Raw genomic sequence first — 17,226 nt, forward strand, 5'->3', positions numbered from 1 at the left:
CAATCGGGCCCCGGCCCAGCCGCCCGAACATCGCCCGCCCGTTGGAGGTGTGACGCTCCGTCGGCTCCGGCGGACCGGGCGCGGGCGGCGGTCGGGAGGACACGCCGGAAGACCAGGGGGACGTTCCGTACTTGTCGGACACGCCTGCCCCGTGCAGGGCTACGGTACGCCCTACGACTGACAAGCCCAAACACGCCCCTCGCCCTTGTGTCGCAAGGGTTCGGGGCGGGCTGGGCAGGTATGCTCACTATTCGTACATTTGAGCGGTCTACGACACGTCGCCCGATCCGGCCGTCAGAGCTTGACGGTGGGGAACGCGGCGGTGTCGAGGGTGCCGACGATGCCGGGGGTCGGACGGGCCGGCGCCGGGGCCTCCTGGGCCCCCGCGAGGGCCGCCTCGCGCACCGCGGAGGCGACGGTCTTGGCCACGTCCTTGTGGAACACGCTCGGGATGATGTAGTTGGCGTTCAGCTCGTCGTCGGCCACGGTGGTGGCCAGCGCCCGGGCGGCGGCGATCATCATCTCGGTGTTGACGGTGCGGCTCTGGGCGTCCAGCAGGCCGCGGAAGACGCCCGGGAAGACCAGCACGTTGTTGATCTGGTTCGGGAAGTCGCTGCGGCCGGTGGCGACCACGGCGGCGGTCTGCCGGGCGATGGCCGGGTCGACCTCCGGGTCCGGGTTGGCCAGCGCGAAGACGATCGCGTCCTCGGCCATGGTGGCCAGGTCGTCGCCGTCCAGGACGTTCGGGGCCGAGACGCCGATGAAGACGTCGGCGCCCGCCACGGCCTCCTTGAGGGTGCCGGTGCGGCCCGAGCGGTTGGTGTGCTCGGCGATCCAGCGCAGGCTCTCGGTGAGGTCCTCGCGGCCCAGGTGGACCACGCCGTGCACGTCCGCCACGGTGGCGTGCTCGACGCCGGCCGCCATCAGCAGCTTGAGGATCGCGGTGCCGGCGGCGCCGGCGCCGGACATCACCACGCGGATGTCGCCGATCTCCTTGCCGACCACCTTCAGCGCGTTGGTGAGGGCGGCCAGCACCACGATCGCGGTGCCGTGCTGGTCGTCGTGGAAGACCGGGATGTCCAGGGCCTCGCGCAGCCGGGCCTCGATCTCGAAGCAGCGCGGCGCGGAGATGTCCTCCAGGTTGATCCCCGCGAAGCCCGGGGCGATCGCCTTGACGATGGCGACGATCTCGTCGGTGTCCTGGGTGTCCAGGCAGATCGGCCAGGCGTCGATCCCGGCGAAGCGCTTGAACAGGGCCGCCTTGCCCTCCATGACCGGCAGCGCGGCCTCCGGGCCGATGTTGCCCAGGCCCAGCACCGCCGAGCCGTCGGTGACCACGGCGACGCTGTTGCGCTTGATGGTCAGGCGGCGGGCGTCCTCGGGGTTCTCCGCGATCGCCATGCAGACGCGGGCGACACCCGGGGTGTAGATCATGCTGAGGTCGTCACGGTTGCGGATCGGCAGCTTGGAGGACATCTCGATCTTGCCGCCGAGGTGCATCAGGAAGGTGCGGTCCGAGACCTTGCCGATCGACACGCCGTCGATCGCGCGCAGCTTCTCGACGATCTCCTCGCCGTGCGCGACCGAGGAGGCCGCCACCGTGACGTCGATCCGCAGCGCCTCCAGGCCGGAGGCGGTGACGTCGAGACCGGTCACCGAACCGCCGGAGGACTCCACGGCCGTGGTGATCGCACTGACGGCGTTGCCCCGGGCCGGGACCTCCAGCCGTACCGTGATCGAGTTGGAGACACTGGGCACCGTCGCCATCGACGCTTCCTTCTTCCGTCTGTCCCGCAGGCTCAACATTTTGTTGAAGGCATCGCCTACGCATGCTAGACCTCGATCGTCGCACCTTCCTGGGGGAAGCCAGAAATAACGTTCATTGAGTGTGCGGATCCGACAATCCCATCCGGCGACCCTCGGTCTCCCCCGCTCACTCCTTGCCTCTCCCGGCCGATGCGTTACATTGGACAGGCACCGGCTCGATCCAAGCCCCCGGGCCCAACCTTCGTCCCTTCGAGGGACCACTTGCCGCGAGGCGAGCATGGCGGGTCGGTGTACTAAACGTCTGAAGGCCCCTCACCATCCGGTGGGGGCCTTCTTCCGTGGGCCTCGGGAACCGTCAGCCGTGCAGCAGCGCGGGCACGCCGGCCGCGTCCGGCAGGTCGTCCGGTCCGGAGAGCACGGTCAGCCGCTGGGTCGCGCGGGTCAGCGCCACGTACAGCACCCGCAGGCCGGCCTCCGACTCGCCGGCGATGCCGGTCGGGTCGGCCACCACCGTCGCGTCGTACTCCAGGCCCTTGGCCTCCAGGCTGCCCAGCGCCACCACGCGCTCGCCCAGGCCCTCGACCCAGCCGGCCGCCTCCTCCCGGCGGTCCATCGGCACCACGATCGCCACGGTGCCGTCCACCTCGGCCAGCAGCCGCTCCAGCTCGGCCCGGGCGGCCTTGCCGAAGGCCTCCGGCGAGGGGTCGGTGGTGGCCGCGAAGCGCGGCTCCACACCGACGTGGCGCACCGCGCTCGGCGACGGGGTGCCCGGCGCGGCCAGCGCCAGCACCTTCGCCGCGACCTCGGCGATCTCGGCCGGGTTGCGGTAGTTCACGGTCAGCGTGAAGCGGCGGCGCGGCTTGCCGGAGAGCACCTCGTCCAGCGCCGCCTGAGCCTCCTGCGGGAACGGCCAGGAGGACTGCGCCGGGTCGCCGACGATCGTCCAGGTGGCCATCCGGGCCCGGCGGCCGATCATCCGCCACTGCATCGGGGTGAGGTCCTGCGCCTCGTCCACGATGACGTGCGCGTACTCCTTGCGCTCGACCGGCCGGCGGTCCCGCTGGCGGGTGCTGCGGTCGGCGAAGGTGGTGACCTCCTCCAGGCCGCTCAGCAGGTCCACCGCGTCCACCTCGCGGACCTTCGGGCGGGCCGGCTCGCCGAGCAGCACCTGGAGCTCGTCGACCAGCGCGACGTCGTGCGCGGACAGCGCGCCCTCGCCCTGCGCGGACAGGTGGCGCCAGGAGGCGGCCAGCAGCCTGGCCTCGTCCGGGGTGACGGCGCGGCGGGCGATCCGGTTGATGTGCCGGTGCTGGCGCAGCGTGCCGAGCACCCCGCGCGGGGTCAGCGCCGGCCACCAGGCGTCCAGGAAGTCCAGGAACGACGCCTCGTCCGAGACGTACTCGTCGAAGGACTCCTTCTCCTCCTGGCGCTGCTCCCGGGCGTAGTGGTCGGTGGGCTTCGGCAGGTCCCGGGTGGCCTGCTGCCACAGGGCGTCCAGCAGCAGCCTGCGGGCGCGCGGGCGCAGCAGGTTCAGCGGGGTGCCGCCGGAGCCCACCACGTTGCCGCGCACGGCCTTCAGCCGGGAGGCGTCCAGCTTCAGCACCTCGCCGCGGGCGACGACCTTCAGCTCCTGCGGCGCGCCCAGCTCCAGCGCCGCGCGGGCGGCCCGGCGCAGCAGGTGCACCATCCTGGCCGAGCCCTTGACCCGGGCCGCCTCGGGGGTGTCGTAGGTGCCCGCCTCGATGCCGTCCACCAGCGAGCCGACCGCCCGGATGGCGACCTGGCCCTCCTCGCCAAGCGCGGGCAGCACGCCCTCGGTGTAGGACACCAGCAGCGGGGTCGGCGAGACCACCAGGATGCCCCCGGCGTAGCGGCGGCGGTCCTGGTAGAGCAGGTAGGCGGCGCGGTGCAGGGCGACGGCGGTCTTGCCGGTGCCGGGGCCGCCGGTGACCAGGGTGGCGCCCGCGGCGGCGGCGCGGATCACCTCGTCCTGCTCCCTCTGGATGGAGGAGACGATGTCGCGCATCGAGTGGCTCCGGGCGCGTCCCAGCGAGGCCATCAGCGCGCCGTCGCCGACCACGGCCAGCTCCTCGCCGTCCAGGGTGGGGGTGAGGTCGGGGCGCAGCAGGTCGTCCTCGACGCCGATCACCTTGCGGCCCTTGGAGCGGATCACCCGGCGGCGGATCACCCGGCCCGGCTCGACGGGGGTGGCGCGGTAGAACGGGGCGGCGGCGGGCGCGCGCCAGTCGATCACCAGCGGACCGTACTCGGCGTCCAGCACGCCGAGGCGGCCGATGTGGAGGGTCTCGGCGACGGCCGGGTCGGCCGGGTCGAGCGGGGTGTTCGACGGGATGCCGTGCTCCTCCGGCGCGTCGGCCCGCTGGAGGTCGATCCGGCCGAACAGGAAGTCCTCGAACTCGCTGTTCAGGCGCTGGAGGTGGGCGCCGGCCCGGTAGACCTGGGCGTCGCGTTCGGCGAGCGCGCCGGGGGTGCCGACCTGGACCCGCTTGGCGGCGTCCTCCAGGATGTACTCGGCCTCGGCGAGCTTCTCCTCCAACCGGTGGTAGACGGTGTCGAGGTGCTGCTGCTCACCGGCGATCTCGCGCGTGCGGACGGTCTCGTGATCGGCCGTGGGGGTGGTGTCCGTGTTGCTCTGCATGGCCTCGGTGGTTGCGGCGGAATCCGGCTCCGGAAAACGAGCGGACGGATGATCCTACGCCGCGACCCCCCGGCCGCGCTGCTCCGGAACGTACAAAAATCGAAGGCCGCCCTCCGCCTGGAGCGGAGAACGGCCTTCGGTGTGAACATGGGGTGGTGGAGATGCCGGGAATCGAACCCGGGTCCAGTGGAGTCAATTCAGGGCTTCTCCGAGCGCAGTCCGCTGTGCTTTTCTCGGCCCTGGCGGTCACGCGGACAAGCCGCCAACAGGCCCAGCTGCTGTTTGATTTCCCATCCGCCCTCGCAGCCCGGGCGGACGGTTGAGTTCCCTAGATTATGCCAGGGTCCGGGTCGGGAACCCCCCGGTCTGACACCCAAGCGCTATCGGTGCTTATTAGGCAGCGAGAGCGAACTGCTGGGAATCGCGCTTAGTGTTGGCGATTATTTTTTTGCGACACGTGGTTAACGAGATCATTGCCGCGTTCCTCGGCTCGCTTCCCCTGTTTCAACATCCCCTGTCGAAACCGATCATCCCCATGTTTTGTTGAGAAACAGCTCGGACGGCGATCGTCCGTGTTGCTTGCGCCATAGTACGCGAGGCGACGGGCGAGGGTCCAGCGGATTAACCCTGGCGCCGGCGTGCCGCCGCCACCGCGCGGGCCGTCTCGCGGGTGTCCTGCTTCTCGCGCAGCGTCTGGCGCTTGTCGTAGAGCTTCTTGCCGACCGCGAGCGCCAGTTCGAGCTTCACCCGGCCGTCCTTGAAGTACAGCGAGAGCGGGACCAGGGTGTGACCCGCGTCGCGGACCTTGGTCTCGATCTTGCGGATCTCCAGCTTGTGCAGCAGCAGCTTGCGCTTGCGCCGGGCCGCGTGGTTGGTCCACGTCCCCTGGGTGTACTCGGGGATGAAGACGTTGTCGATCCACGCCTCGTGGTTCTGGATGTAGGCGTAGCCGTCGACCAGGTTGGCCCGCCCCTCGCGCAGTGACTTGACCTCGGTGCCGGTGAGCACGAGGCCGCACTCGTAGGTGTCGAGGATCGTGTACTCGTGTCGCGCCTTCTTGTTCTGCGCGATCAGCTTCTGTCCGGTTTCCTTTGCCATAGCGCGGCCATTCTCGCACTTCGACGCCGGATCGGGCAGCTGCTTTAGGGCCGGGCTTCAGGCGCGGGTGCCGAGCCCCGAGAGGACCCGCAGGGCGAGGGCGTCGGCCTCCTCGCCCGATCCCGCCGGGACGTCGGGGGTGAGGCCGGTGCCGTCCAGGGAGCGGCCGGCCGGGGTGTAGTAGCGGCCGACGGTCAGTTCCAGCACGGCTCCGTCGGCGAGTCGGCTGGGCTGCTGGACGGTGCCCTTGCCGAAGGTCCGCGAGCCCACCACCACGGCGCGGCTGCGGTCCTGGAGGGCGCCGGCCAGCAGTTCGGCGGCGCTCATCGTGCCGCCGTCCACCAGCAGCACCAGCGGGGTGCGGTGGTCGCCGCCGGGCGGGGCGGTCAACTCCCTGGTCCCGCCGCGCTCCTGGTACGAGCCGACCGCTCCGCCGTCCAGGAAGATCCCGGCGGTCTCGGCCGCCTCGTCGACCAACCCGCCGGAGTTGGCGCGCAGATCGAGCACCACGCCGGCGTGCGGGGCGCGCAGGGCGGCGCGCACCTGGTCGGCCACGCCGCTGGTGAAGGCGCGCACGGTCACCCGCAGCACGCCCTTGCCCAGCTGCTCCGCGGTGACCTGCCGGCTGTCCAGCAGCACGCGCCGCAGCCGCAGTTCGCGCTCCTGCCCCTCACCGCGCCGGACGGCCAGGGTGACCTCGGAGCCCGCCCGGCGCTCCTCGCCCTGGCCGCGCAGCCGCGCGACCACCTCGGTCACCGGCAGGTGGTCGGCCTGGTCCCCGCCGATCCGCACGAGCCGGTCGCCGGGGGCGATCCCGGCCGCGGCGGCCGGGCCGCCCGGCGCGACCTGGGAGACCTCGGTGACACCGTCCTGGCCGCGGCCGACCGAGAGGCCGACTCCCGGGTACCGGCCGTCCAGGCCCTGGCTGAACTCCGCGTACTCCTGGGCGCTGTAGTACGCGCCCCAGCGGTCGCCGCCGGCCGCCAGCAGGTGCTCGGCCTGCTGCTCGGACAGGGCGGCGCCGGCCGGGTCCGCCGGGAGCCCGCCGCCGGCCCGGACGGTGTCGGTGGAGGGGTGGTGCGGCGAGCCGCCCGGGTCGCCCCAGGCCCCGGTGGCCGCGCCGGCCAGCAGCACGGCGCCGAACACCAGGCTGAGCGCGGCCACCTGGCGGGCCCTGCGCGGAGTTTGCAGCATGGCACCGGAGTGTAGACACCGCTCCGCACGGGGCGAACCGGAACGAAGCCCCCCGGAACGCCGACGGCCCCGGACGGCGCAGTGCCGTCCGGGGCCGTCGAGGCGGTCCGGGATCAGACCTTGAGGTACTTGCGCAGCGTGAAGAACGCCGCGACACCGGCCATGCCCATACCCACCACGATCAGCAGCGGTATCACCGCGAGCACCGAGCCGAGCCCGATGAAGTGGATGAACTGCACCCGGTCGGCCAGCCAGTTCTGGACGAAGAAGTGCCCGCCGATCAGCAGCCCGGAGGCCATCACCGCGCCGAGCAGCGCCGAGAAGGCCGCCTCGGCGATGAACGGCATCTGGACGTAGAAGTTCGAGGCACCGACCAGGCGCATGATCCCGGTCTCGCGCCGTCGGCTGTACGCCGACACCCGGACGGTGTTGACGATCAGCAGCAGGGCGACGAACAGCATCAGCACCATGATCACGAAGGCCGCCGTCTGGAGGCCGTTCAGCAGGCCGAACAGGTTCTCCAGGATCTTCCGCTGGTCCTCGACCGACTTGACGCCCGGCTTGCCGGCGAAGGCGCTCTGGATCACGTCGTACTTGGTCGGGTCGTTGAGCTTGACCCGCCAGGACTGCGGCATGGCGTCCGGGCCCAGGACGGAGATGAGCGGGTTGTCCGGGTTCATCTCCTTCCAGTGCTTGTACGCCTCGGCCGAGCTCTCGTAGGTCGAGGACTGGACCACCGAGGTCATCTTGTCCAGCTGGTCCTTGATGTCCTGGACCTGCTGGTCGGTGGCCGCGCCCTTGTCGCACTGGGGCGAGTTCCGGGCGTCCGCCTTGGTGCAGAAGTAGATGCTCACCTCGACCTTGTCGTACCAGTACCCCTTCATGGAGTTCACCTGGTCGCGGACCAGGAGCGAGGAACCGGCGAGGGCGAGGGAGAGCGCGACACTGACCACGACCGCGATGGTCATGGTCAGGTTGCGTCGGAGACCCACACCGATCTCCGACAGGACGAACTGGGCACGCATGCGGAAACAACTCCAGGGTCGGTACTGCTCTGGTCTGGCGGGCCGGGCCGACGGCCCTACGGGTCAGCGCCGGTCGGTCAGTGCTGGTACCCGTAGACGCCGCGGGCCTGGTCGCGGACGAGCAGCCCCTTGTCGAGCTCGATGACGCGCTTGCGCATCTGGTCGACGATGGCCTGGTCGTGGGTGGCCATCAGCACCGTGGTGCCGGTGCGGTTGATGCGGTCGAGCAGCTTCATGATGCCGACCGAGTTCTGCGGGTCGAGGTTGCCCGTGGGCTCGTCCGCGATGAGCAGCATCGGGCGGTTCACGAAGGCACGGGCGATCGCCACGCGCTGCTGCTCACCACCGGACAGCTCGCCCGGCATGCGGTCCTCCTTGCCGCCGAGGCCGACCAGCTCCAGCACCTCGGGCACCACCTTGTTGATGGCGCTCTTGGGCTTGCCGATCACCTCGAGGGCGAAGGCGACGTTCTGCGCGACCGTCTTGTTCGGCAGCAGGCGGAAGTCCTGGAAGACGGTGCCCAGCTGGCGGCGCATGTGCGGCACCTTCCAGTTGGACAGCTTGCCGAGGTCCTTGCCCAGGACGTGCACCGCACCGGTGCTGGGGCGCTCCTCGCGCAGGCACAGGCGCAGGAAGGTGGACTTTCCCGAGCCGGACGAGCCGACCAGGAAGACGAACTCACCCTTCTCGATCTCCAGCGAGACGTTGTCCAGGGCGGGACGGTTCTGCTTGGGATAGGTCTTGGAGACGTTGTCGAATCTGATCACGGCTGCATCACGGAGGCCATCCTAGGCGGCGCCAGTCCTCGGTCGGTCCGCCCCGGAGGCCCGGCCCGGGGGCGGGCGAAAGGAGCGCAGAGGGCCGCTCCCGGACTCGGACCATACGCGAATCGGCGACCGGCCCGCAGGGACCGCCCGTGACAACGACCCGACCATGGTAGAGAATGTCCGCTTATGCCCCGAATATCGGGAGGCATCTCACAGCCCGGGAGCCGGAACCGCCGGAACCTGGCAGAGTGGAGGGGCGACCGTGTCACGGCCGCTCCCCCGTACAGGGCAGCGCATGGAACCAAAGCCCCGTCCGGTGCGTTGGCAATAGCAGCGAGGAGGAGATCGCATGACCTGCGACCATCTGGTGTGCGCCAACTGCAACGGCCGCGTCAGCGACGGGCGTTGCCCGGTGTGCCGGGCCAACCGGGCCCGGCTTCAGGAGCAGCAGAGCCCGTTCGCCGCGCTCTCCCCCGCGATGCTGCTGGCCCTGCTGGCCGGCCTGCTCGCGGTGGCGCTGATCGCCCGGCAGGCACTGGCCTGACCCTTCCGGACACGCGGGAAGGCCCCCGACCGCTGCGGTCGGGGGCCTTCTGCGTCGTTCGGTGACTACGCGGTGACTTACTCGGCGCTGGTCTCGCGCTGCTTGCGCCAGCGGATTCCGGCCTCGATGAAGCCGTCGATGTCGCCGTCCAGCACGGCCTGCGGGTTACCGGCCTCGAACGCGGTGCGGACGTCCTTCACCATCTGGTACGGGTGCAGCACGTAGGAGCGCATCTGGTTGCCCCAGGAGCTGCCGCTGTCCTTGAGCGCGTCCATCGCCGCCTTCTCCTCCTGGCGGCGCCGCTCCAGCAGCTTGGCCTGGAGGACGTTCATCGCGGACGCCTTGTTCTGGATCTGCGAGCGCTCGTTCTGGCAGGAGACCACGATGCCGGTCGGAAGGTGCGTGATGCGCACCGCCGAGTCGGTGGTGTTGACGCCCTGGCCGCCGGGGCCGGAGGCGCGGTAGACGTCCACCCGCAGGTCGCCCTCGTCGATGTCGACGTGGTCGGCCTGCTCGACGACCGGGAGGACCTCGACGCCGGCGAAGGAGGTCTGCCGGCGGCCCTGGTTGTCGAACGGGGAGATGCGGACCAGGCGGTGGGTGCCCTGCTCGACCGAGAGGGTGCCGTAGGCGTACGGCGCCTTCACGGTGAAGGTCGCGGACTTGATGCCGGCCTCTTCGGCGTACGAGGTGTCGTACACCTCGGTGGGGTACCCGTGCCGCTCGGCCCAGCGCAGGTACATGCGCATGAGCTGCTCGGCGAAGTCGGCGGCGTCCACGCCACCGGCCTCGGCACGGATGTTGATCAGCGCCTCGCGGGCGTCGTACTCGCCGGACAGGAGGGTGCGGACCTCCAGCTCCTCGACCGCCTTCTGGAGGGCGACGAGCTCGACCTCGGCCTCGGCGCGGGTGTCCGCGTCGTCCTCGGCCTCGGCGAGCTCGAACAGCACGCCCAGGTCGTCGATGCGGCTGCGCAGGCCCTCGACCCGGCGCAGTTCGCCCTGGAGGAAGGAGAGCCGGCTGGTCACCTTCTGCGCGTTCGCGACGTCGTCCCACAGGGTGGGGGCGGCTGCCTCCTCCTCCAGGACCGCGATGTCGGCCCGGATCTTGTCCAGGTCGAGGACGGCCTCGATCGACCCCATGGTCGTATCGAGGTTCTTGAGCTCTTCGGAAGGATCGACGGCTGCCACGCCCCCAGGGTAATGGTTCCGGGAGTGGTCATGACGACACCCCCGATTTCCCCGGAGCCACGGGCGCGGCCACCGCCGTGGTACGGATGCGGCCGCGGCCGCGGCTACGGCGCCCGCGGGGCCGTGCCCGACACCGCCGGACGGGTCGGGTGGCCGCCGTCCGGGATGGTGGCCGCGAAAGCCGTCCAGGCCGCGGCGGCGCCCGCCAGCAGCAGCACGGTGGCGATCAGCACGGCCAGCAGCCGGCGGCGGCGCAGCAGGGCCTGGCGGTCCCGGCGGTGGCCCGGGGCGACGCGCTGGGCGCGGGACTCGAGCGCGTACGCGGCCAGCTCGTCGGCGGACGGGCGGCGCAGGCTGGTGTGGGTGTCCCGGGTGGAGTCCGGGGCCGCGCCGGGCACCAGCGGGACGGCCGGGCCGCGCCGGCGCTTGTGGGCGCCGGGGGCGGCGTCGATCTCGGCGTAGACGGCCTCGCCGGGGCTCAGCTGCTCCTCGGCGGGGGCGCGGCCCTGGCCGGGCACGGCGAGCACCGGCAGACCGGCCAGCGAGGGCAGCTGCTCGCGCAGCCGGGCGGCCAGCTCGGCGGCGCGCAGCCGGGACGCGGGGGCCTTGGCCAGGCACTCCGAGATGATCCGCCACAGCCCGTCCGGCAGGCCCGGGATCGGCGGGACCTGCTCGGTGACGTGCCGGCGCAGCACCGCGCCGGTGTGGCCGCCGCCGAACGGGGTGAAGCCGGCCAACAGCTCGTACAGCACGGTGGCGAGGGCGTAGATGTCGACGGCGGCGCGCGGCTCCAGGCCCTCGATGATCTCGGGGGCGAGGTAGTCGGGGGTGCCGATGATCCGGGTGGCCCGGGTGCGGCGCGGGGCGTCGACCAGGCGGGCCACGCCGAAGTCGGTGAGCTTGGCGCGCGGGGCGCCGCCCGGTCCGGGGGCGGCTGCGAGGTCGAGCAGGACGTTCTCCGGCTTGACGTCGCGGTGGACGATGCCGGCGGCGTGCGCGGCGGCCAGGCCGTCGGCGACGTCGGCGATGATCGAGGCGGCGGTCTGCGGCGGCAGCGCGCCGTCCCGTTCCAGCCGGGAGCGCAGGTCGGTGCCCTGGACGAGCTCCATCACCAGGGCGAGGTCGCTGCCGTCCACCACCATGTCGCGCACGCCGACCACCCGGGGGTGGTCGAGGCTGGTCAGCGCGGTGCGCTCCTGGACGAAGCGGCCGACCAGCACCTGGTCGGCGGCGAGGTCCTCGCGCAGCAGCTTGACCGCCACCGGGCCGTCGGGCCCCTCACCGAGCCAGACCGTCCCGGCCGAACCCCGGCCGATCACCTGGTGGACGGTGTACCGGCTGCCGATCTTGCGTGCCAATGCTGCTCCGTGGGCGGCGCGGGAGCGCTCCGGGGGTCCGGCGCGCTCGGTGGGGCGGGACAACAGCGACCAACCTACGCGTCCGGAGGCCCCGCGGGGGCCGCCCGGGGGGCCCTGAGCGGGAGTCCCGGCCGAGAAATCTCTCGAATTGTCGACATAGCGTCAATATTGCCGTCCGGGACGGGCCTGAGCCCGGATCGGCTCAGGACCCGGCCCGGATCCGCGTTCGTGCCGACCCGGATCCGTTCGTGCCGGTCCGGAACGCGTTCGCGCCGGTCCGGACGGCGCTATTTGCCGAAGAGGCTGTTCACCCAGCCGCGCGCCGAGTCGAACCAGCCCACGACGTTGTCCCAGTACTGCGGCAGCGGCGTGAAGTTCCACAGCGCCACCCCGGCCACGGCCAGCACCAGCAGCACCATCAGGCAGCCCTTGAGGCAGCCGAGCCCCGGGATGTACATCCGGTTGCGGCTGCGCGGACGCGGCTCGCGGGCCGGCGCGGGCTCACGGCGGGCCGGTGCCGGCGGCTCCTCGCGGCGCTGCGGCGGGGCCTCCCGGTACTGCGGCGCGGGCGGCTCGGCCCGGCGCGGCACCGGGGTGGGCGCAGGCGGCGGTGGGTAGCCGCCCTGCGACTGCCCGTACCCGGCGGGAGCCTGCCGGTAGCCGCCGGGCGGCTGCGGACGGCCGCCCTGGCCGGGTCGGCCGCCGCCCTGACCGCCCTGACCGCCCTGGCCCGCCTGGTACGGCGGCGGGGCCACCGGCGGGCGCTGGGCGTAGCCGGGCGGGGGCGGGGACTGGCGGTAGCCGCCGGGCTGCTGCGGCCCGGGGCGGCCGCCCGGGGCGCCCTGGCCGGGGTGGCCGGGGTGCCCGCCCTGCCCGGGGTGCCCACCCTGCCCGGCCTGGAACGGCGGCGGGGCGACCTGCGGCTGCGGGAGGTCCTCGTAGTCCTCGGGACCGAAGTAGCCGACCTGGGTCTGCTGGTTGCGGTCCCGCGCCGCGCGCAACTGGGTCTGCCACGGGTGCGGCGCCTCCTCCTGCGGCGGCGCCGCGGGCGGGGGCGGCGGCACGGCGGCGGGCGGCATCACCCGGGTGCGGTCCGGGGCGCCCTGCGGGGGCGCCGGCGGCGGCTGGGTGCCCATCACCCGGGTCGCCGCGGCCGGGTCGTACTGCGGCGGCGTCGACGGCAGCACCTGGGTGTGGTCCTCGGCGCCCGGGGCCGCCGGCGCGGCGGCCACGGCGCCCGGCAGCGTCGCGGGCGGCAGCGGCGATCCGGTGGAGGGGACGGCGGTGGGCTGCGGGTCCGGCAGCAGCAGGGCGCCGACCGCCAGCGCCTCGTCCACCGCCACCGGGGAGGCGTGCACGCCGACGCCGGCCGCGACCACCCGCAGCGCGCGGGCCAGCGAGGTGGCGCCGGGCCGCTGGGCCGGGTCCTTGCGCAGGCAGCGCTCGATCACCGTCCAGAGCGGCTCGGGCATGGTGCTGGGCCGCTGCGGCTCCTGGGCCAGGTGCGCCTGGAGCACGGCGAGCGCGCTGTCGCCCTGGAACGGCTGGCGGCCGGTGACCAGCTCGTACAGCATGATCCCGGCGCCGTACACGTCCACCGCGGAGGTCTGCGGACGCCCCTCGGCGGACTCCGGCGCGACGTAGGCGGGGGTGCCGACGAACTCGTGGGTGCGGGTGACGCCCGGGGAGTCGGCGAGCCTGGCGATGCCGAAGTCGGTCAGCAGCGGGTGCATCCGCTCGGCGCCGTCCACCACGGTGGAGGCGAGCAGCACGTTGGCCGGCTTGAGGTCCCGGTGGACGATCCCGTCCGCGTGGCTGGCCGCCAGCGCGTCCGCGACCTGGGCCATCAGCAGGGCGCCCGCGATCGGGCTGAACGGGCCGTTGGCGCGCAGGTAGCGGGCCAGGTCGGGGCCCTCCACCAGGTCCATCACCAGGGCCAGCAGCTCGCCCTCGACGACCAGGTCGCGGACCCGCACGATGTTGGGGTGGGTCAGCCGCAGCAGCAGCGAGCGCTCGCGCAGGAAGCGCATCACCACGTCCGGGTCGGCGGCCAGCTCCTCGCGCAGCACCTTGATCGCGACCCGCTGCCCGGGCACGCAGCCCGGCACCTGGACGTCCTCGCGCACCACGCCGCGCCAGACGGTCCCGGTCGCACCCCGCCCGAGGGTCTCATCCAGCAGATACTTGCTGCCGACTGGCCGCACCTGTCGCACTCCTCGCCGTGCCGCCCGCGCGGGGCGCTCCTCCGCCGGTGCGGTGAGCCTGCCGGGCCCGTGTCTGCGGCCACTCTAACGGTGTCCGTTCGGGATTTCGGGGTGCTCGACAGGCCATCCGTACGGTCTGGGGAAGGGTTGGGGGAGATCCCCTAGGGAAGGTCCCGGGGCACTCCGCGAGGGGGCGGTCGACCTGACTCCCCGTCGCCCCCGCCACGGCGATGATCGCAAGATCGTCAAATCCGGTACGGTGCGCGGACCGTCCTCGACGGATGGCAGGATGGACACTCGCCACTCGTGTGGCCCAACGGTGCCCACGGCCCCGGGCAGCGGTACCAGGCTTCACACCAGCAGAAGGGACCCGCGGGCGAGATGCAGATCCGGCTGACCGTCCTCCGACCGCGCAGCGGCCCGTCCGCCGCCGGCTCCGCCATCCCCTACGTGGACGTGCTGGTCACCGCGCCCGTCGGCACCGCGCTCGGCGCCATCGCGGGCGCGCTCGCCGGCGCCGTGGGCGTGCGCGGGCCGCGGGCCGCCACCCACGTGCACCTGTACGCCGGGGCGCACCGGGTCGACGAGCACACCCTGCTCGGCCACCCCCCGCTGCTCGACGGCGCCGTCCTCAGCCTGAACGAGCCCGACCCGACCGCCGACGACCCCGACGACACCCCCGCCGCCGCCGAGCTGCGCGTGGTCGGCGGCCCCGACGCCGGCGGCGTCCACCGGCTGCACGGCCGGGAGATCCGGGTCGGCCGCTCCGCCGAGGCCGACGTCCCGCTCGACGACCCGGACGTCTCCCGGCTGCACCTCTCCCTGCACCTCGGCGAGGACGGCCGGATCTCCGTGCGCGACCTCGGCTCCACCAACGGCACCACCCTGGACGGCCGACTCGTCCCGCCCGGCCCGCCGGAGGCCGCCGTCCCGCTGGACCCCTGCGCCGTGCTGCGGATCGGCGAGTCCACCCTCCAGGTGACCGCCCCCGACCCGGTCGAGGCCGCCGGAGCCGTCCGCGCCGCCCTCCCCGACGGCCACGGCCACCTCCAGCTCGCCGCCGCCCCCGGCCCGACCCGGCCCGCGCCGCCCGTGGTCGAGCCGCCCGCTGCCCCCGAACCCGCGCCCGGCCGCAGCCGCGGCCTGTTCTCCCTGCTGCCCGGCCGCGCCGCCGAGCCGCCCGCCCAGGAGAGCGCCGAACGCCACCACGCCGCGGTGCGGCTGCGCCAGACCGCCGCCCAGCGCGAACGCTGGCCCGACCTCGCCACCCTGCTGCTCAACGCCGTCGGCCCCGGCCCCCGGCTCTGGGAGCGCGGCCCCGGCCACCCCGACGCGCTCACCCTGCGCCTCGGCACCGCCGACCGCCCCGGCGGCCCCGGCACCACCCCCGGCACCATGCTCCCCGCCGTCCCCGTCACCCTCGACCTCCAGACCGCCGGCAGCCTCGGCCTCAGCGGCCCGCGCGAACGCCTGGACGCGCTCACCCGCGCCGTCGTCGCCCAGCTCGCCGCACTGCACCCGCCGACCGGGCTCAGCCTGGTCGTGGTCGACGCCGACCCGGCCCGCGCCGCCGAGGAACGCGCCGACACCTGGGCCTGGGCCCTGTGGCTGCCCCACCTTCGCCCGGTCGACGGCCAGGACTGCCGACTGCTGATCGGCCTCGACGACGAGCAGGCCACCGCCCGGCTGACCGAGCTCACCGCCCGGCTCAGCGGCCCCAGCGGCCTCGGCGGCCAGCCCGCCACCGTCGTCGTGGTGGACGGCCGCCCGGCCGGCGAGGCCGCCCGACAGGCCCTCGACCTGCTGCTGCGCCAGGGCCCGGCGGTCGGCATCTTCCCGATCTGCCTCGCCGAACAGCCCGAGCTGCTCCCCCGCGGTCTCGGCGCCACCGCCCTGATCACCGGCGAGGTCGGCACCCAGCTCTCGCTGGACCGCCCGGTCGCCCGCGGCCGGGAGACCCTGCACGAGGTCTCGCTGGACGCCGTCTCGGACGCCTGGGCCGAACGGCTGGCCCGGGTCCTCGCCCCGCTGCGCGAGGCCGCCCCGGCCGTCCGCGGCCCGCTGCCCGACGCCCTGCGGCTGCTCGACCTGCTCCAGCTCGACACCGTCACCCCGGCCAAGCTGTCCACCCGCTGGGAGGCGCACGCCGGCGGCATCGGCGCCGCCACCGCCCTGCTCGGCACCACCCGGGACGAGCTCTGCACGCTCGACCTGGCCGACCCGGAACTCACCCTCCCCTCCCCCGACCCGGGCGGCCCGCACCTGCTGATCGGCGGCGCCCGCGGCTCCGGCAAGACCGAGTTGCTGCGGACCCTGGTCGCCTCGCTCGCCGTCTCCGAGCGGCCCGAGCGGCTGGCCGTCACCATCATCGAGGGCCGGGCCGTCACGGACGGCCAGGACGGACTGGACGGCTGCACCGAACTGCCGCACGTCACCGGCCGGGTCAACGCCGCCGCCGACCCGCGCGCCGCCCTGCTCGCGGCCGAGGCGCTGGAAGACGAACTCGCCCTGCGGGAGCGGCTGTTCGACGGACTGGACTTCGCGTCCTGGCACGCCGCGCGGATCCTGGACGCACAGAGCCTGGACGGACCGGAGGAGGATGCGGAACGCGCCAAGGTCCCGGTTCCCGCCGCCGTGGGTGGCGGGGCGGCCACCACGCCCCGGATCATCCCGCCGCGCAGCGCGGAGGGCCCCCGCCCGACCGGCCCCGCGCCCGCACCCGCACCCGCACCCGCCCGGCTGGTCGTCGTCGTCGACGACTACGACGCCCTGCTCTCCCCCACCTCCGCCGCCGGCCGCCCGCTCGCCCGCGCGCTGGCCGCCGTCGCCCGCCGGGGCGGGCCGCTCGGCGTCCACCTCGCCGTCGCCACCGGCCGTCCGGAGGACAGCGCCGGCACCGAGGTGGACGAGGCCGCGCTGCTCCGGATCGCCCTGCGCACCGACGACCCGGCCGACTCCGACCTGCTGATCCACCTCGGCGACGCGGCCGCCCTGCCCGAGGACACCCCCGGCCGCGGCTACCTCCGCCTGCCCGACGGCGGGGTCAGCGCCTTCCAGACCGCCCGGATCAGCGGCCGCATCCCGCGCACCGCCACCCTGCGGCCCACCGTCGTCGCCATAGACCCGCTGCAGCTCGGCGCCCCGCCGGCCCGCCGCCCGGTCCGCGAACTCGGCAACGGCCCCACCGACCTCGCCCTCCTCGCCAGCGCCCTCCAGCGCGCCGCCGCCCGCTGAGGTCCGGTCGGGCCCGCCCGCCCGTCGCCGCTTCGGCCCCGCCGAAGCGGCAACGGCCTCTGACGCGGGCCCGCCCAAAAATAGCGAAGGAGAGGAAGCGGGGGGGGGGGGGGGGGGGCGGCAGCCGCGGCAACCACTAAAAAAAAAAGAAGTACAAAAGAGAACAAGGGGAGCACGGCGAGCGCG

At 73.6% G+C, this 17,226-nt stretch carries 11 protein-coding genes and 1 other RNA gene; 2 read left to right on the forward strand and 10 right to left on the reverse strand.

Annotated elements, in window-relative coordinates; all coding sequences use genetic code 11:
* Positions 1-294 precede the first annotated feature (294 nt).
* The 7 genes from ACWDBE_RS22240 to ftsE form a co-directional block, all read right to left on the reverse strand.
* Complete coding sequence (locus ACWDBE_RS22240) at positions 295-1,767, reverse strand: malic enzyme-like NAD(P)-binding protein (RefSeq protein ID WP_449792196.1); 1,473 nt, start codon at positions 1,765-1,767, stop codon at positions 295-297.
* Positions 1,768-2,122: 355 nt separating this feature from the next.
* A complete protein-coding gene (locus ACWDBE_RS22245; RefSeq protein ID WP_449808854.1) occupies positions 2,123-4,426 on the reverse strand; it encodes a HelD family protein in 2,304 nt (767 codons plus the stop codon).
* Positions 4,427-4,579: 153 nt separating this feature from the next.
* Positions 4,580-4,961: a transfer-messenger RNA gene (gene ssrA / locus ACWDBE_RS22250) on the reverse strand.
* A gap of 86 nt (positions 4,962-5,047) precedes the next feature.
* Positions 5,048-5,524 carry an SsrA-binding protein SmpB gene (gene smpB / locus ACWDBE_RS22255; protein ID WP_045695776.1) on the reverse strand — a complete coding sequence of 159 codons (477 nt, stop codon included), beginning with the start codon at positions 5,522-5,524 and terminating at the stop codon, positions 5,048-5,050.
* A 57-nt stretch (positions 5,525-5,581) separates the two neighbouring features.
* A complete protein-coding gene (locus ACWDBE_RS22260; protein WP_449808855.1) occupies positions 5,582-6,718 on the reverse strand; it encodes a S41 family peptidase in 1,137 nt (378 codons plus the stop codon).
* 113 nt (positions 6,719-6,831) lie between these two features.
* Positions 6,832-7,743 carry a permease-like cell division protein FtsX gene (ftsX, locus tag ACWDBE_RS22265; protein WP_396304070.1) on the reverse strand — a complete coding sequence of 304 codons (912 nt, stop codon included), beginning with the start codon at positions 7,741-7,743 and terminating at the stop codon, positions 6,832-6,834.
* A 77-nt stretch (positions 7,744-7,820) separates the two neighbouring features.
* The gene (gene ftsE / locus ACWDBE_RS22270; RefSeq protein WP_030059730.1) at positions 7,821-8,510 is read right to left on the reverse strand and encodes a cell division ATP-binding protein FtsE; all 690 of its coding nucleotides are present in this window, start codon (positions 8,508-8,510) and stop codon (positions 7,821-7,823) included.
* 349 nt (positions 8,511-8,859) lie between these two features.
* Between ftsE and ACWDBE_RS22275 the strand changes: the two genes are divergently transcribed.
* Positions 8,860-9,054, forward strand: coding sequence for a hypothetical protein (locus ACWDBE_RS22275; RefSeq protein ID WP_359904255.1), 195 nt, complete (start codon positions 8,860-8,862; stop codon positions 9,052-9,054).
* Positions 9,055-9,131: 77 nt separating this feature from the next.
* Here ACWDBE_RS22275 and prfB read toward each other — a convergent pair whose 3' ends face one another.
* The 3 genes from prfB to ACWDBE_RS22290 all read right to left on the reverse strand — a co-directional run bounded on the left by prfB (position 9,132) and on the right by ACWDBE_RS22290 (position 13,806).
* Complete coding sequence (prfB, locus tag ACWDBE_RS22280) at positions 9,132-10,244, reverse strand: peptide chain release factor 2 (RefSeq protein WP_449792199.1); 1,113 nt, start codon at positions 10,242-10,244, stop codon at positions 9,132-9,134.
* Between the two features lie 104 nt (positions 10,245-10,348).
* Positions 10,349-11,602, reverse strand: coding sequence for a serine/threonine-protein kinase (locus ACWDBE_RS22285; protein WP_449792200.1), 1,254 nt, complete (start codon positions 11,600-11,602; stop codon positions 10,349-10,351).
* 287 nt (positions 11,603-11,889) lie between these two features.
* Positions 11,890-13,806: a protein kinase domain-containing protein gene (locus tag ACWDBE_RS22290; protein WP_449792201.1), complete on the reverse strand. Its 1,917-nt coding sequence runs from the start codon at positions 13,804-13,806 to the stop codon at positions 11,890-11,892.
* 381 nt (positions 13,807-14,187) lie between these two features.
* On the opposite strand from ACWDBE_RS22290, the gene ACWDBE_RS22295 reads away from it, so the two are divergent.
* The gene (locus tag ACWDBE_RS22295; protein WP_449808856.1) at positions 14,188-17,040 is read left to right on the forward strand and encodes an FtsK/SpoIIIE domain-containing protein; all 2,853 of its coding nucleotides are present in this window, start codon (positions 14,188-14,190) and stop codon (positions 17,038-17,040) included.
* The last annotated feature ends 186 nt before the right edge of the window (positions 17,041-17,226 follow it).

This window comes from Kitasatospora sp. NPDC001132 (assembly GCF_053598415.1).